15 protein-coding genes and 1 tRNA gene are annotated in these 16061 nt (G+C 63.0%); 8 read left to right on the top strand and 8 right to left on the bottom strand.

What is annotated here, in order from left to right:
• Nucleotides 1–18: 18 nt before the first annotated feature.
• From pheS to ACFOLG_RS17415, 6 genes are all read right to left on the bottom strand, one after another.
• Complete coding sequence (gene pheS / locus ACFOLG_RS17390) at nucleotides 19–1002, bottom strand: phenylalanine--tRNA ligase subunit alpha (RefSeq protein ID WP_386094409.1); 984 nt, start codon at nucleotides 1000–1002, stop codon at nucleotides 19–21.
• Nucleotides 1003–1118: 116 nt separating this feature from the next.
• The gene (gene rplT, locus ACFOLG_RS17395) at nucleotides 1119–1475 is read right to left on the bottom strand and encodes a 50S ribosomal protein L20 (protein WP_017507005.1); all 357 of its coding nucleotides are present in this window, start codon (nucleotides 1473–1475) and stop codon (nucleotides 1119–1121) included.
• Between the two features lie 13 nt (nucleotides 1476–1488).
• The gene (gene rpmI, locus ACFOLG_RS17400) at nucleotides 1489–1686 is read right to left on the bottom strand and encodes a 50S ribosomal protein L35 (RefSeq protein ID WP_017507004.1); all 198 of its coding nucleotides are present in this window, start codon (nucleotides 1684–1686) and stop codon (nucleotides 1489–1491) included.
• 151 nt (nucleotides 1687–1837) lie between these two features.
• On the bottom strand, nucleotides 1838–2356 hold the full coding sequence (gene infC / locus ACFOLG_RS17405) for a translation initiation factor IF-3 (protein WP_386094800.1): 519 nt from the start codon (nucleotides 2354–2356) through the stop codon (nucleotides 1838–1840).
• Nucleotides 2357–2397: 41 nt separating this feature from the next.
• Nucleotides 2398–4299, bottom strand: a complete 1902-nt coding sequence (thrS, locus tag ACFOLG_RS17410) for a threonine--tRNA ligase (RefSeq protein ID WP_386094414.1) — start codon at nucleotides 4297–4299, stop codon at nucleotides 2398–2400.
• Between the two features lie 180 nt (nucleotides 4300–4479).
• Nucleotides 4480–4556: transfer RNA gene (locus ACFOLG_RS17415), tRNA-Val, on the bottom strand.
• A 124-nt stretch (nucleotides 4557–4680) separates the two neighbouring features.
• Between ACFOLG_RS17415 and tgt the strand changes: the two genes are divergently transcribed.
• The 7 genes from tgt (at nucleotide 4681) to trmB (ending at nucleotide 12564) form a co-directional block, all read left to right on the top strand.
• The gene (tgt, locus tag ACFOLG_RS17420; protein WP_386094417.1) at nucleotides 4681–5796 is read left to right on the top strand and encodes a tRNA guanosine(34) transglycosylase Tgt; all 1116 of its coding nucleotides are present in this window, start codon (nucleotides 4681–4683) and stop codon (nucleotides 5794–5796) included.
• Nucleotides 5797–5931: 135 nt separating this feature from the next.
• Nucleotides 5932–6219: a preprotein translocase subunit YajC gene (yajC, locus tag ACFOLG_RS17425; RefSeq protein ID WP_174875290.1), complete on the top strand. Its 288-nt coding sequence runs from the start codon at nucleotides 5932–5934 to the stop codon at nucleotides 6217–6219.
• A gap of 42 nt (nucleotides 6220–6261) precedes the next feature.
• Nucleotides 6262–8109, top strand: a complete 1848-nt coding sequence (gene secD, locus ACFOLG_RS17430; protein WP_386094420.1) for a protein translocase subunit SecD — start codon at nucleotides 6262–6264, stop codon at nucleotides 8107–8109.
• Between the two features lie 12 nt (nucleotides 8110–8121).
• Nucleotides 8122–9057: a protein translocase subunit SecF gene (secF, locus tag ACFOLG_RS17435; protein ID WP_386094423.1), complete on the top strand. Its 936-nt coding sequence runs from the start codon at nucleotides 8122–8124 to the stop codon at nucleotides 9055–9057.
• Nucleotides 9058–9180: 123 nt separating this feature from the next.
• Nucleotides 9181–9828: a DedA family protein gene (locus tag ACFOLG_RS17440; RefSeq protein WP_386094803.1), complete on the top strand. Its 648-nt coding sequence runs from the start codon at nucleotides 9181–9183 to the stop codon at nucleotides 9826–9828.
• Complete coding sequence (gene mutL, locus ACFOLG_RS17445; RefSeq protein WP_386094425.1) at nucleotides 9825–11750, top strand: DNA mismatch repair endonuclease MutL; 1926 nt, start codon at nucleotides 9825–9827, stop codon at nucleotides 11748–11750. Before ACFOLG_RS17440 ends, mutL begins: the two co-directional genes overlap by 4 nt.
• Nucleotides 11751–11898: 148 nt before the next feature.
• Nucleotides 11899–12564 carry a tRNA (guanine(46)-N(7))-methyltransferase TrmB gene (gene trmB, locus ACFOLG_RS17450; protein ID WP_386094427.1) on the top strand — a complete coding sequence of 222 codons (666 nt, stop codon included), beginning with the start codon at nucleotides 11899–11901 and terminating at the stop codon, nucleotides 12562–12564.
• Nucleotides 12565–12575: 11 nt separating this feature from the next.
• Here trmB and ACFOLG_RS17455 read toward each other — a convergent pair whose 3' ends face one another.
• Nucleotides 12576–13961 carry a hypothetical protein gene (locus ACFOLG_RS17455; protein WP_386094430.1) on the bottom strand — a complete coding sequence of 462 codons (1386 nt, stop codon included), beginning with the start codon at nucleotides 13959–13961 and terminating at the stop codon, nucleotides 12576–12578.
• Nucleotides 13962–14127: 166 nt separating this feature from the next.
• Complete coding sequence (locus ACFOLG_RS17460) at nucleotides 14128–14997, bottom strand: LysR family transcriptional regulator (RefSeq protein WP_386094433.1); 870 nt, start codon at nucleotides 14995–14997, stop codon at nucleotides 14128–14130.
• A gap of 85 nt (nucleotides 14998–15082) precedes the next feature.
• On the opposite strand from ACFOLG_RS17460, the gene ACFOLG_RS17465 reads away from it, so the two are divergent.
• Nucleotides 15083–15994, top strand: coding sequence for a DMT family transporter (locus tag ACFOLG_RS17465; protein ID WP_386094436.1), 912 nt, complete (start codon nucleotides 15083–15085; stop codon nucleotides 15992–15994).
• The last annotated feature ends 67 nt before the right edge of the window (nucleotides 15995–16061 follow it).

Below are 16061 nucleotides of genomic sequence, written 5' to 3' on the forward strand. Positions count from 1 at the left end.
TGCTCAGTCTCCGCGCGCTCAGTTGAATTGCTTGAGGAAGTTCAGATCGTTCTCGAAGAACAGGCGCAGGTCGTTGACGCCGTAACGCAGCATGGCGAAGCGGTCCAGGCCGATGCCGAAGGCAAAGCCGGTGAACTGTTCCGGGTCGATGTTCACATTGCGCAGTACGTTAGGGTGCACCATGCCGCAGCCGCCTACTTCCAGCCAGCCGCGCTCGCCCAGCACGTCGATCTCGGCGGACGGCTCGGTGAACGGGAAGAAGGACGGGCGGAAACGCACCTGCAGGTCGTCACGCTCGAAGAAGCGGCGCAGGAAGTCGGTAACGGTGGCCTTCAGATCGGCAAAGCTCACGTCGCGGTCGATCCACAGGCCTTCCATCTGGTGGAACATCGGCGAGTGGGTGGCGTCGGAATCCACGCGGTACACGCGGCCCGGGGCCACGATCTTGATCGGCGGCTGGTTGTCCAGCATGTAGCGCACCTGGATCGGGCTGGTATGCGTGCGCAGCACGTCGCCGCCTTCCACGTAGAAGGTGTCCTGCATGGCGCGGGCCGGGTGGTTTTCCGGAATGTTCAGCGCCTGGAAGTTATGGAAATCGGTTTCGATTTCCGGGCCGTCGGCCACGGCAAAGCCCAGGCTGGAGAACAGCTCGGTAATGCGTTCCAGCGTCAGCGTCACCGGGTGCAGGCCGGCCGGCTGGGCACCGCGGCCCGGCAGCGACACGTCCAGTGCCTCTGCGGCCAACTGCTGTTCCAGCTTGGCGTTGTTGATGCCGTCGCGCACTTCGTTGTGACGGCTCTCGAATGCCTGCTTGGCAGCATTGATGGCGGCGCCGGCGCTCTTGCGCTCTTCCGGCGACAGTTTGCCCAGCTGCTTGAGCAGTTCGGTCATGGCGCCACTCTTGCCGAGATAACGGGCCTTGACCTGTTCCAGTTCCACCAGGTCCGTCACGGCGTCGAGCGCCACCAGACCTTCCTTCAGAATCACGTCAACATTGTTCATGTGTCGCACCAGTAGCGTCCAGAAAACTGACCGGAACGTTGGCCGCTCGAATCAGCTTTCTGCAATCAAACCGAAAAAAAAGGGAGGCATCAGCCTCCCTTTCAGGTGTCCTGCGATTAAGCGAGGGCTGCTTTTGCTTTCTCAACGATGAGAGCAAAGGCCGGCTTGTCGAACACGGCCAGGTCGGCCAGGACCTTACGGTCGATTTCGATCAGAGCCTTTTTCAGACCGTTCATGAACTTGCTGTACGGCAGGCCGTTTTCACGAGCAGCTGCGTTGATACGAGCAATCCACAGTTGACGGAACTGACGCTTTTTCTGACGACGGTCGCGGTATGCATATTGACCGGCTTTCATCACCGCCTGTTTGGCGATGCGATAGACGTTCTTGCGACGGCCGCGATAGCCTTTCGCCAGGGCTAGGATTTTCTTGTGACGAGCACGTGCGGTTACACCGCGTTTTACGCGTGGCATTTATTCAGTCTCCTTATGCGTAGGGCATCATGGCGCGAACAGAGGCCATGTTGGTAGCGTGTACCATGGTGGTACCGCGCAGCTGGCGCTTGCTCTTGGTGGTCTTCTTGGTCAGGATGTGACGCTTGAAGGCCATGGAGCGTTTAACGCCGCCGTTACCCAGCACTTTGAGACGCTTTTTCGCGCTCGACTTGGTTTTCATCTTCGGCATGGAAATCTCCTGCTGAATTTTCGTTAGATTAGACACAGGGTGGCCATCGGCACTTGAAACCACTGCGTCACGCTTTTGTTGCAAGCCTTGCGGCCCACAAAACCAACACGGCAGGCGAGCCTGCCGTGCGGAAGTCAATGATTATACCCGATTATTTCTTTTTCGGGGCAATCATCATGACCATTTGGCGACCTTCCAGTTTCGGGAACTGTTCCACGGTGCCAACTTCGGCCAGATCGGCCTCCACTCGCTTGAGCAGAGCCAGACCGATGTCCTGGTGCGCCATTTCACGGCCACGGAAACGCAGGGTGATCTTGGCCTTGTCGCCTTCACCCAGGAAACGGATCAGGTTGCGCAGCTTGACGTTGTAGTCGCCGTCGTCCGTACCCGGGCGGAACTTGATTTCCTTGATCTGCACCTGCTTCTGCTTCAGCTTGGCTTCATGCTTCTTCTTGGACTGCTGGTATTTGAACTTACCGTAGTCCATCAGTTTGCATACCGGCGGCTGGGCAGTCGGAGAAATCTCCACCAGATCCACATCACGTTCCTCGGCCAGCGCCAGTGCTTCACGCACGCTGACGATGCCAAGCTGTTCGCCTTCTTCACCTACCAGGCGGATTTCGCGAGCGGTAATCTCGCCATTGATCCGCGATTCGCGTTCCTGAGCTATAGCTGTTACTCCTTAAAAAATTCGAATTGGCCGTACGGCAATCAGTGTTGTGCCAGCGCAGCGTTCAAATGCTGTACAAAGGCGTCCACCGACATCTGGCCCAGGTCTTCACCGCGGGCACGCACGGCCACCAAGCCGCCTTCCATTTCCTTGTCGCCGATAACGACTTGATATGGAAGCTTTTGCAGGCTGTGTTCGCGGATTTTATAGCCGATCTTTTCGTTCCTCAAGTCAAGATCGACACGGAAGCCGTGTTCGCGCAGTTTTGCCGCCACCTGGCCGGCATATTCGGCCTGGTTGCTGGTGATATTCATCACCACCATCTGCACCGGCGCCAGCCACAGCGGGAAGGCCCCGGCGTGGTTCTCGATCAGGATGCCGATGAAGCGCTCCAGCGAACCCAGCACCGCGCGGTGCAGCATCACCGGGCGCTTGCGGCTGTTGTCGTCGGCCACATACTCGGCATCCAGGCGCTCCGGCAGCACGTAGTCCAGCTGCAGGGTGCCACACTGCCAGGAGCGACCCAGCGCGTCCTTGATGTGGTATTCGATCTTCGGGCCGTAGAACGCGCCCTCGCCCGGCAGCTCTTCCCATTCGATGCCGCAGGCGCGCAGCGCTTCGCGCAGGCCTTCCTCGGCGCGGTCCCAGGTTTCCAGGGTGCCGGCGTATTTTTCCGGGCGCAGGCTCAGTTTTACCGACACCTGCTCGAAGCCGAAGCGCTGGTACACCGCCATGGTCAGTTCGTTGAAGGCCTTGGCCTCGGCAATGATCTGGTCATCGGTACAGAAGATGTGCGCATCGTCCTGCACGAAGCCGCGCACGCGCATGATGCCGTGCAGCGCGCCGGACGGCTCGTTGCGGTGGCAGGCGCCGAACTCGGCCAGGCGCATCGGCAGCTCGCGGTAGGAGCGCAGGCCGGCGTTGAACACCTGCACGTGGCCCGGGCAGTTCATCGGCTTCACTGCGTAGTCGCGCTTTTCCGACTCGGTGGTGAACATCGCGTCGCGGTAGTTTTCCCAGTGCCCGGATTTCTCCCACATCACGCGGTCCATCACCATCGGGGTGCGGATCTCCTGGTAGCCGGCTGCGGCCAACGTTTTGCGCATGTACTGCTCGATGCTCTGCCACAGCTGCCAGCCTTTCGGGTGCCAGAACACCATGCCCGGCGCCTCGTCCTGCAGGTGGAACAGGTCCAGCTGCTTGCCCAGCTTGCGGTGGTCGCGCTTCTCGGCTTCCTCCAGCATGTGCAGGTACTGCTCCAGGTCTTCCTTCTTGGCCCAGGCGGTGCCGTACACGCGCTGCAGCATCTCGTTGTTGCTGTCGCCACGCCAGTAGGCGCCGGCCACCTTCATCAGCTTGAACACCTTGAGCTTGCCGGTGGACGGCACGTGCGGGCCGCGGCACAGGTCGGTGAATTCGCCTTCGCGGTACAGGCTCAATACCTCGCCCTGCGGGATGGAGGCGATGATCTCGGCCTTGTACGCCTCGCCGATGCTCTTGAAGTAGGCAATGGCCTCGTCACGCGGCAGCTCGTAACGCTCCACCGGGATGTCCTTCTTCGCCAGCTCGGCCATCTTCTTCTCGATCGCCACCAGGTCTTCCGGGGTGAACGGGCGCTTGTAGGCGAAATCGTAGTAGAAGCCGTTTTCGATTTCCGGACCGATGGTGACCTGCGCCTCTGGGAACAGCTCCTTCACCGCATAGGCCAGCAGGTGGGCAGTGGAGTGACGGATGATGGACAGGCCGTCGGCGTCCTTGTCGGTGATGATGGCGAGGTCGGCGTTGGCCGCAATCCGGTACGAGGTATCGACCAGCTTGCCGTCCACACGGCCAGCCAGCGCTGCGCGCGCAAGACCGGTGCCGATGGACGCAGCCACTTCATGCACGGTTACCGGCTGGTCGAAGGAACGGATGGAACCGTCGGGCAGGCGAATGTCAGGCATAGCAACTCCAGCTCAAAGGTGGACAGTTTTCAAAATGGCAAAAAAAAAGTGCGGCCTTGAGCCGCACTTTTTTGCTGAGGAGTGTTCCGCTTTACGCAAACACCCGTAGGCTCGAACTCATTTCGAGATACGGGTGGTGGTAGTTCGCAAAGCCATGGTCACTCTCCGGCGAAATTCTGTTGGTAGGCACGATTGGACTCGAACCAACGACCCCCACCATGTCAAGGTGGTGCTCTAACCAGCTGAGCTACGTGCCTGTTGTCTAGGGGGGCAATACTAGCGGCAAATCCAGGCACTGACAAGCCGCCGCCGCGCAGAGCCCGGTGCGGCGGTGTATACTGCGCGGCTGAATTCAGAAATCTCGCGATTAATATCAAGCACATGCTGAAGTTTACCCTACACAAGACCTCCGGCGGCGCTCGCCGCGGCACACTGGAACTGAACCACGGCACCGTGGAAACCCCGGTGTTCCAGCCGGTAGGCACTTACGGCTCGGTGAAGGCGATGAGCCCGCACGAGCTGACCGACATCGGCGCCCAGATCATCCTCGGCAACACCTTCCACCTGTGGCTGCGCCCAGGGCTGGAGATCATCGAGCAATTCGGCGGCCTGCACGACTTCATCGGCTGGGACAAACCCATCCTCACCGATTCCGGCGGCTTCCAGGTATTCAGCCTGGGGGCGCTGAACAAGATCACCGAGGAAGGCGTCACCTTCCAGAGCCCGGTGAACGGCGACAAACTGTTCCTGTCGCCGGAAAAGTCGATGGAGATTCAGAAGGTACTGAACTCGGACATCGTGATGATCTTCGACGAATGCACCCCGGGCCAGGTCGACCACGCCACCGCCGCCAAATCGATGCGCATGAGCCTGCGCTGGGCCGAGCGCTCGCGCCGCGCCTTCGACGAGCTGAAAAACCCCAATGCGCTGTTCGGCATCGTGCAGGGCAACCTGTACCGCGACCTGCGCGAGGAATCGCTGAACGGCCTGATGGACATCGGCTTCGACGGCATCGCCATCGGCGGCCTGTCGGTAGGCGAACCCAAGCCCGAAATGTATCGCATGCTCACCGAGCTGAAAGACATGCTGCCGGCACAGAAGCCGCACTACCTGATGGGCGTGGGCACGCCGGAAGACCTGGTGCACGGCGTGGCCAACGGCATCGACATGTTCGACTGCGTGATGCCGACCCGCAACGCGCGCAACGGCTGGATCTTCACCCAGTGGGGCGACGTCAAGATCAAGAACGCGCGCTACAAGGCCGACAAGAAGCCGCTGGACGAGCACTGCCAGTGCTACACCTGCCGCAACTTCAGCCGCGCCTACCTGCACCACCTGCACCGCACCGGTGAAATCCTCGGCGCGCGGCTGAATACCATCCACAACCTGTACTACTATCAGGCGCTGATGCAGGAGATGCGCGACGCCATCGATGCCGACCAGTTCGCCGACTGGCAGACCGGCTTCCATCAGCGCCGCGCCCGCGGCGTGAACTGACACCGGAGTGAACCCGCCGCAGCGGCCGCAGTCTCACGCCGTTGCGGCCAACCTTTAGTGCGGTTGGAAAACCCGCAGGCCGTGGCTACAATGCCCGTCCGCATATAAGATCAACACCTTCAAAGGAAGACCCCCATGGCTAACGCCACCGAGTTCATGCAGTTTTTGCCGATGATCGTCATCTTCGTGCTGTTCTGGTTCCTGCTGGTACGCCCGCAACAGAAACGCGCCAAGGAACACCAGAAGATGCTGTCCGAAATCGTCAAAGGCGATGAAGTGGTCACCCAGGGCGGCATCATCGGCCGCGTCACCAAGACCGGCGAGCAGTACCTGAGCATCGAAATCGCCAGTGGTGTAGAAATCAACGTTCAGCGTGGCGCCGTGGGTTCCAAGCTGGAAAAAGGCACCATCAAGTCCCTGTAAAACCCCGGGCCGCGTGTGCGGCCCTTTTACTGCCTAGCTTCCATGAACCGCTTCCCGATCTGGAAATACCTACTCATTGCGCTGGTGCTGATCACATCGTCGATCTACACCCTGCCCAATTTCTTCGGCGAAACGCCGGCGGTGCAGGTGTCCAGCAGCCGACAATCCATTCCGGTGGATACCGCGCTGATGGCCCGCATCGAAGACGCCCTGAAACAACAGGGCATTGCCCCCCAGGGCATTTTCCTAGACGGCAACAGCCTGAAAGTCCGCTTCAAGGACCCGGATACCCAGATCAAGGCGCGCGATGCCATCCAGCAACTGCTGGGCGACAACTACATCATCGCGCTGAACCTGCTGCCGGCCTCGCCCGACTGGCTGACCCGCCTGCATGCCAACCCGATGTTCCTGGGCCTGGACCTGCGCGGTGGCGTGCACTTCCTGCTGGAAGTGGACATGAAAGCCGCCGTGGACAAGACCATGGAGCGCTACGCCGGCGACATCCGCCGCGAACTGCGCAACGCCAAGATCCGCTACGGCAATATCAAGCGCAGCGGCAACACCGTGCTGGAAGTGCAGCTGCGTGACGAGGCCACCCTCACCGCCGCCGCCGACGCGCTGGCGCGCACCCTGCCCACGCTGTCGTTCAGCCCGGACAAGGCCAGCAACCGCCTGGTGCTGACGCTGAAAGCGGAAGAAATCAGCCGCGTGCAGGGCGATGCGGTGAAACAGAACATCACCACCCTGCACAACCGCGTCAACGAGCTGGGCGTGGCCGAGCCGGTGATCCAGCAAGCCGGCCCCAGCCGCATCGTAGTGCAGCTGCCGGGCGTGCAGGACACCGCCAAGGCCAAGGACATCCTCGGCCGCACCGCCACGCTGCAGGTACGCATGGTGGAAGACGACTCCGCCAAGATGGCCGAAGCGCTGGCCGGCAGCACGCCCGCCGGCTACGACCTCTTGGACGAGCTGACGCCGCAAGGCCCGCAGAAGATCCTAGTGAAGAAAGATGTGGAGCTGACCGGCGACAACATCAACGACGCCCAGGCCGGCTTTGACGAAAACGGCGGCGCCGCCGTGCACATCAACCTGGACGCCGCCGGCGCCGCCATCTTCCGCGACGTAACCGCGCAGAACATCGGCAAGCGCATGGCGATGATCCTGGTGGAAAAAGGCAAGGCCGAAGTGGTGACCGCACCGGTGATCCGCAGTGAAATCGGCGGTGGCCGCGTGCAGATCTCCGGCAGCATGAACCCGGCGGAAGCCAACGACACCGCGCTGCTGCTGCGCGCCGGCTCGCTGGCCGCGCCGATGAACATCATCGAGGAACGCACCGTCGGCCCGAGCCTGGGTAAAGAGAACATCGAGAAGGGCTTCCACTCCACCATGTGGGGCTTCGCCGCCATCGCGGTATTCATGATGATCTACTACGGCGTGTTCGGCGTGATCTCGGTGATTTCGCTGGCGGCCAACCTGTTCATGCTGGTGGCCATCCTGTCCATGCTGCAGGCCACGCTGACGCTGCCGGGTATCGCGGCGATCGCGCTGACCCTCGGTATGGCCATCGACGCCAACGTGCTGATCAACGAGCGTATCCGCGAGGAGCTGCGCAACGGCATGCCGCCGCAATCAGCGATCAACGCCGGCTACGGCCATGCCTGGGCGACGATTCTGGACTCCAACGTCACCACGCTGATCGCCGGCCTGGCGCTGCTGATCTTCGGCTCCGGCCCGGTACGCGGCTTTGCCGTGGTGCACTGCCTGGGCATCCTGACCTCGATGTTCTCCGCCGTGCTGGTATCGCGCGCCGTGGTCAACCTGTGGTACGGCCGCCGCCGCCGCCTGACTGCCGTGTCTATCGGCCAGGTGTGGAAACCGGAAAACAACTAAGGATCCTGCAAGATGGAGTTTTTCCGCATCAAACGGGACATCCCGTTCATGAGCTACGGCAAAGTCACCACCATGATTTCCCTGGTGACCTTCCTCCTCGCCGTGGTGTTCCTGTTTACCAAGGGCCTGAACCTGTCGGTGGAATTCACCGGCGGCACGGTGATGGAAGTGCAGTACCAGCAGGCGGCCAACCTGCCGGACATCCGCCACCGCGTGGAGGGCCTGAAGCTGGGCGAGGTGCAGGTGCAGAGCCTGGGCACCAGCCGCGACGTGATGATCCGCCTGGCCAACAAGCCGGGCACCAACTCGGCCAAGCTGTCCGAACAGGTGATGGGCCTGCTCAAGCAGGGCGATGGCAGCGTGCAGCTGCGCAAGGTGGAGTTCGTCGGCCCCAGCGTCGGCGAAGAACTGGTCACCCACGGCCTGACCGCCATTTCCCTGGTGTGCCTGGGCATCGTGCTGTACCTGGCGATCCGCTTCGAATGGCGGCTGGCGCTGTCGGCCATCATCGCCAACATGCATGACGTTGTGATCATCCTCGGCTGCTTCGCCTTCTTCCAGTGGGAGTTCAGCCTCACCGTGCTGGCCGGCGTGCTGGCGGTGCTGGGCTACTCGGTGAACGAATCGGTGGTGGTGTTCGACCGGATTCGCGAGAACTTCCGCCGCCCGGCAATGCGCGGCAAGAGCACCGCCGAGGTGATCGACAACGCCATTACCGCCACCATGAGCCGTACCTTCATCACCCACGGCTCCACCGAGACCATGGTGCTGTCGATGCTGGTCTTCGGCGGCCCGGCGCTGCACGGCTTCGCCATGGCGCTGACCATCGGCATCGTGTTCGGCATCTACTCCTCGGTACTGGTGGCCAGCCCGCTGGCGCTGGCGCTGGGTACCAAGCGCGAGCACATGATCAAGGTGACCAAAGCCAAGGAAGAAGCGGTGGTGTAACCCACCCCGCCGTCGCCCTCAAGGTTGGCCGCATACCCTGCGGCCAACTTTGTTTGGGTGCCTGACAACGCCGGGTTGCCTGCAGCCCGGCCCTGTCAGCCACTCCGGTAATCCCGCATGGAAATCATTAGCTTCCTGATCGACTTCATCCTGCACATCGATGTGCACCTGGCCGAGCTGATCGCCCAGTACGGCACGCTGATCTACGCCATCCTGTTCCTGATCGTGTTCTGCGAAACCGGGCTGGTGGTCACCCCGTTCCTGCCGGGCGACTCGCTGCTGTTCATGGCCGGCGCGCTGGCGGCAACCGGCGACATGTCGCTGCCGCTGGTGCTGGCCACGCTGGCGACGGCCGCCATCCTCGGCGACTCCTGCAACTACCTGATCGGCCGCACCGTCGGCAAGCGCCTGTTCGCCAACCCGGATTCGCGCCTGTTCCGCCGCAGCTACCTGGCGCAGACCGAAGCCTTCTACCAGCGCCACGGCCGCAAGACCATCATCCTGGCGCGCTTCGCCCCCATCGTGCGCACCTTCGCGCCGTTCATCGCCGGCATGGGCCACATGCGCTACCCGCGCTTCCTGGCCTCCAGCGTCATCGGCACCGTGCTGTGGGTGGGCGGCTTCTGCCTGCTGGGCTACGCCTTCGGCAACCTGCCAGTAGTGCGCAACAACCTGTCGCTGCTGATGCTGGCCATCATCGCCATCTCGCTGGCGCCCACCGTCATCGCCATGCTGCGCAGCAAGCTGGCCGGCAAGGCAGGCCAGACATGAGGCCGATCCAGAAACTGCCGGACCACCTGGTCAACCAGATCGCCGCCGGCGAGGTGGTGGAGCGCCCGGCCTCGGCGCTGAAAGAGATGCTGGAAAACAGCCTGGATGCCGGCGCCGACAAGATCACCGTCGATCTGGCGCAAGGCGGCATCAAGCTGATCCGCGTCAGCGACAACGGCAGCGGCATTGAAGCCGAACAGCTGCCGCTGGCACTGGACCGCCACGCCACCAGCAAGATCGGCAGCCTGGACGACCTGGAAAGCGTGGCCACGCTGGGTTTTCGCGGCGAGGGCCTGGCCAGCGTCGCCTCGGTGTCGCGCCTCACCCTCACCAGCCGGCCGCAAGGCGCCGACCACGCCCACCAGATCATCGCCATCGACGGCACGCTGCACCCGGTGGAGCCGGCGGCACACCCGGAAGGCACCAGCGTGGAAGTGGTGGACCTGTACTTCAACACCCCGGCGCGGCGCAAATTCCTCAAGAGCGAGAACACCGAGTACGCGCACTGCGCCGCCACCTTCGAGCGCATCGCGCTGGCGCACCCGCAGGTGGAGTTCACCCTGCGCCACAACGGCAAGGTGGTGTGGCGGCTGCCGCAGCAGAACCTGGCCGATCGCGTATCGGCGCTGCTGGGCAAGGATTTCGTCGACGCGGCACTGCAGGTGGAAACCGTGGCCGCCGGCCTGACGCTCACCGGCTTCATCGCCAGCCCCACCTATTCCAAGGCCAGCCGCGATGCGCAGTATTTCTACGTCAATGGCCGCTTCGTGCGCGACAAGACCGCGCAGCACGCGTTGCGCCAGGCCTACCGCGACGTGCTGCACCATGACCGCCACCCGGCCTACGCGCTGTTCTTCACGCTGGACCCGGCCAATGTCGACGTCAACGTGCACCCCACCAAGATCGAGGTGCGCTTCCGCGAAAGCCAGGCGGTGCACCAGTTCCTGTTCCACAGCGTGCAGCGCGCGCTGGCCAGCACCACCGCCGGCGCCAGCCCGCCAGTACAGCTGGGCGATGGCGACCGCGGTGCCCTCCCTGCGGCCAACCCTGCCGCCAGCGCCCCGGCACAGGAGGCACTGTTCCCGGCGCGCACTACGCCGGCCGGCAGCCTGGGCGGCAGTACCGGCGGCAACGTTGGCCGCAACCCGCTGCCGCAGCCGTTCCGCTACCAGCAGCAGAGCATCCCGCTGAACGTGGCGCGCGAGGCGGTCGGCGTGTACGACAAGATGTTCTCCGGCCTGCGCGACGAAGAGCGCGGCCCGGTACCCGCGCCGGCCAGCTACCTGCTGCCGCCGGCCAACGGCGCGCCGCAGCGGCTGCCGGATGCCAGCGACGGCATTCCGCCACTGGGTTTTGCGCTGGCGCAGCTGCACGGCGTGTACATCCTCAGCCAGTGCGAGGACGGGCTGATCGTGGTGGATATGCACGCCGCCCACGAGCGCATCGTCTACGAGCGGCTGAAAACCGCGCTGGAAGCCGACACCATCCCGATGCAGCCCTTGCTGCTGCCGGTATCGTTCGCCGCCGACAAGTTCGAAGTAGCCACCGTGCACGAGCACGGCGAGGCCATGCAGCGCCTCGGCATCGAGCTGGCGCCGCTGTCCCCCACCCAGATCGCCGTGCGCGGCGTGCCGGTGTGGCTGCAGGACAGCAGCCCGGTAGAGCTGGCGCGCGCGGTGCTGCAGGACGTGCGCGAATTCGGCCTTAGCGAGGTACTGACCGAGCGCCGCAACGAGCTCCTGGCCACCATGGCCTGCCACGGCGCAGTGCGGGCCAACCGCCAGCTGACACTGCCGGAAATGAACGCTCTGCTGCGCGACATGGAAGCCACCGAGCGCTCCGGCCAGTGCAACCACGGCCGCCCCACCTGGAGCCGGCTCAGCATGCGCGACCTGGACAATCTGTTCATGCGCGGCAAATGATTCACCCGGGTTGGCCGCATGCGGCCAACCTTGTACTGCGCTTCACGGGGTGTTCTTAAATGCCAACCGTAGGGTGGGCAAAGCGCAGCGTGCCCACCAACCCACCAAGCAGCCGCCACCATGCGGCCAACCCCTTACCGGATTCACCATGTTCGCCAACTCCCGCTCCGTTACCAGTTCGCAACCCGGCCCGCACAGCCGCCTGGCCGAGGTGGTGGCGCGCCATGCCGAGCATCCGTTCCAGAAACCGTTCGCCGACTACAACCGCGCCGCCTACGCCACCCTGCTGGCCGCCTGGGACGGCCGCGCGCCGCTGGTGCTGGACACCGGCTGCGGCGTGGGCGCCTCCACCCTGAACCTGGCGGCGCAGCAGCCGGATCACTTCGTGGTCGGCATCGACCAGTCGCTGGACCGGCTGCAGCGCGGCAAACCGGCGCCGCTGCCGGACAACGCGCTGCTGTTGCGCGCCGACATGGTAGACATCTGGCGCCTGCTGGCCGCCGACGGCATCCGCCCGGCACAGCAATGGATGCTCTACCCCAACCCGTGGCCCAAGCCGGAACACCTGCAACGCCGCTGGCACGGCCACGCGGTCTTCCCCATCGCGCTGGCCCTGAGCGGCCGGCTGGAGCTGCGCAGCAACTGGCAGACCTATGCCGAAGAGCACGCGCTGGCGGTAAGCCAGCTCTGCGGCCAACCCTGCCACGCCGAACGCTGGCAGCCGCAAGACTTCCTCACCCCGTTCGAACGCAAATACCACCACTCCGGCCATGCGCTGTGGCGGGTGGTGATCGAGCTGCCGGTGGCTGCTTAGCCCAGCCTAACCTAACGCATGTCAAAGCGGGCAGTGGGTACCATCTGTAAACTACTGATACGGCGTAACCCCTTGACCCGATAACTCTGCTCATCATCGCCATCGGGCAAACGTAGTTGTAGTTGCGCGTATAGTTTTTCTTTCTGATCATAATGACCGAACCAGTCGATCAGTCGCGCCAGATGGCAACGACCACTAATCCAGGCGGAAAAATCCGCAACCACCTCGTATGAGTAATGGCCTGGACCATAGGTGGAATATGCCTCACCCTCCTCCTTGCTTTGCCCTTCTGGTGGCGGACACAGTGGCAAATTGACAGTTTCTCTTGTTCGTTTTTTCTGCTCTGCGGCCATATTGCGCAAAGCCGCACTCAATGCAGTATGCTGGCTAGCCTCCATGGCGTGCAGTGTTCTTGAGTTACTATCTTCAGCTTGCATGCGCGGAATGGCCAGCTGGTAGCGATAGTGAACCCACAGCATCGGCACCTGATCCCGCACAATGAATGGCCGCAACAAATACACGGCATCCTTGCCGTATTGACTATCACGATAGGCGGCATACACCCGTCCCTGTAAACGAATCCAAGTCACTCGTTGATTAGCGCCACGGTCATTAATGGCAAAAAAAGAGGAGTCGAGATCATCCTCTTGTAGTTGCATTCCTACGGTTACAAACCGTCGCCCCTGACGGTGCGCGAGCCAGGTGTAAGACCACAGGCCAGTACCACCTGCATACACTTCAACAATCAGGTCGCGCCTGCCATCTCCATCCATATCCAACAACGTATAACTGGTTTGCCCATTTTCCCCACTAATTTCTGCGACGTTGGAAGCTTGCAAAGCCCGCCACTCATCCAAGGAAACCCCACTTGGCCTCATCAGCGGAAAAGCCGCCTTCTCCCCCCCACCATCAGGCAAGCTTATATTTGAGAAGTAACTCATGCCATTCTTGATTGCCAGTTGCGCAAGCACCCATGGCAATGCCATTTCCGCGTCGACCCTTGTACGGCTTGTCAGTAGCCCATGCAAATCGTGCAGTGCCAGCTGGTCGAGTTGATCCGGTTGGTCAGCCAAAACTCGCAATTGCCGCCGGTATTGGCGCTCGATGCAACGCACATTCGACTGGCAGCGGTCCCGCTGCTTCAGCCAGTACAGCTGCAACCGTTGTAATTGTCCAGCCAGCTGGGGAACATGCAACAACCTTTGCTGATATACCCTGCCGAGCTGGATATCCAACACGAGTAACTTGCTTTGCCCACAAATCGTCGCATCGGTTTGGTTAATGATTCGCTCGCAATTGATTGTCGCCCCATATGCGCCCCCCCCGATTAGAGTCAGAAGCAAAGTTAAGAAAGCCGACCAAGCTACCAATCGTGTCTGTGCACCTAAGAAATGCATGGGCATATTTCCGTGAAAATTCAGCCATCTATTATGCGACGCATCAAAAAATGACAAAACAGTAAAAACCATTAATTAACAAGTAATGCCGACACGGTAAGCCAAGTCAAAATGAAGAAGCCCAACTATTCCCTTGGTGCACGCCACCCGACCTTCCCGGCACGTACTAGCTGATACCCTCCCGCCGCAGGCTGCGCAGCAGCTGTTCGTGCATGGCATCCACCGCCGGCGTGCGCGCCGAGGGGCCGCTGCGGATCAGCGCTACCTCCATTTCCGGCAACGGCGGCAGGCCGTGACGTTCATCCAGCACTTTCAGTTCCGCCGGCAAGCTGCAGCGGGTGAACACCGCTACCGCCATGCCGCTGAGCGCCGCCACCAGCTGGCCGGCCACGTTGGGACTGTTGTAGACGATGCGGTAGGCGCGCTGCTGCGCCTCGATGGCGGCCAGCGCCCCGCTGCGCGCGCGGCTGCCCTGCTCGTGCACCGCGATCGGCAGCGGCTCGCGGCGCCAGGCTTCGTGCTCCTCCGCTCCCACCCACAGCAAGGCCTCGCGAAACAGCAACTCGCCGCGCTGCGGCTGGTCGCGGGTGACCAGCGCCAGATCCAGTTCGCCGCGCTCCACGCGTGGAATCAGCACCGTCGACTGCTCGCACACCAGGGTGATCTCCACCCCAGGGTAGCGGCTGGAAAAAGTGCGCAGCAGCGGCGCCAGGTAGGCCATGGCGTAGTCTTCCGGCACCCCCAGGCTGATGCGGCCGGATACCGCCGGGCCATGCAGCGTCGCCTGCGCCTCGGCATGCACCGCCAGCAGGCGCCGCGCATGCGGCAGCAGCTCGCTGCCGGCCACGGTCAGCAGCAAATGGCGTGGACCGCGAGCGAGCAGCGGTCGGCCGGCGGCGTCTTCCAGCTTCTTCAATTGCATGCTGATTGCCGACTGCGAGCGGTACAGCTGCCGCGCCGCCGCGGTGAGCGTGCCGCAGTCCACCACGGTGACGAAGGCGCGCAGCCAGTCCAGTTGCAGGTCATTGCTGTTCATGGCGGCTCCAAGCATTCGAAAATCGAATCATAGCATCGCTATAAATCCGCTTTCCGCGGCATTGCGCGCCACCCACAATGAGTGCATGAAAACCGCTACCCCCACCCTCTCCCCCGCTGCGGCCGGCGACAGCGCCAGCGAGCAACGCGGCAGCCTGCTGATGAGCGCCGGCGGCCTGCTGCTGGGCAGCATCGGCATCTTCATTACCGAAGCCGGCCAGGACCCGATGACCACGGTGCTGTTCCGCTGCCTGTTCGGCGGCCTGGCGCTGCTGCTGTGGGGCGCGCTCAGCGGCCGGCTGGCAGAGCTGCGCCTGAGCGGCCGCGCGCTGCTGGCGGCGGTGCTGGCCGGGGTACTGATGGTGAGCAACTGGGCGCTGTTCTTCGCCGCCATTCCGCTGACCTCCATCGGGGTGAGCACGGTGGTATTCCATCTGCAGCCGTTCTGGGTGCTGCTGCTGGGCGCCTGGCTGCTGCGCGAGCATCTGTCGTCCACCCGCGCGCTGGCCTGCGCCGTGGCGCTGCTGGGGCTGGCGCTGGCCACCGGGCTGTTCGACCAGCCGGCGGCGCAGGTGCTGACCACCCCTTACATGACCGGCCTGCTGCTGTGCCTGCTGGGCTCTCTGTGCTATGCCGGGGTGCCGCTGATCGCCAAGCTGGCGCCGGGTGTCAGCGCCTTCGCCCTGGCGTGGTGGCAGTGTGCGGTGGGCGTGTTGCTGAGTGCGTGGTGGCCGCTGTGGCATGGCCTGCCGCCGGCCGGCGCCGCCTGGGGCTGGCTGGTCGGCCTGGGCAGCCTGCACACCGGCCTGGCCTACGTGCTGCTGTATGCTGGCATGAGCCGCCTGCCCACCGGCCGCATCGCGGTGCTACAGTTCATCTACCCGGCCACCGCCATCGTCATCGACTGGCTGGCCTACGGCCATGCGCTGGGACCGTTGCAGTTCGGCGGGCTGATCCTGCTGGGCGGCGCGCTGTGGACGGTACGGCACAGCGCGTGAGGCTCCCCCCCCCAAGGTGGTTGGTGTTGGGCTTCGCTGCGCTCAACCGCAACCTGCGTGTTGGTGT

It is taken from the genome of Vogesella facilis, assembly GCF_042648525.1.
Lineage (GTDB): Bacteria > Pseudomonadota > Gammaproteobacteria > Burkholderiales > Chromobacteriaceae > Vogesella > Vogesella facilis.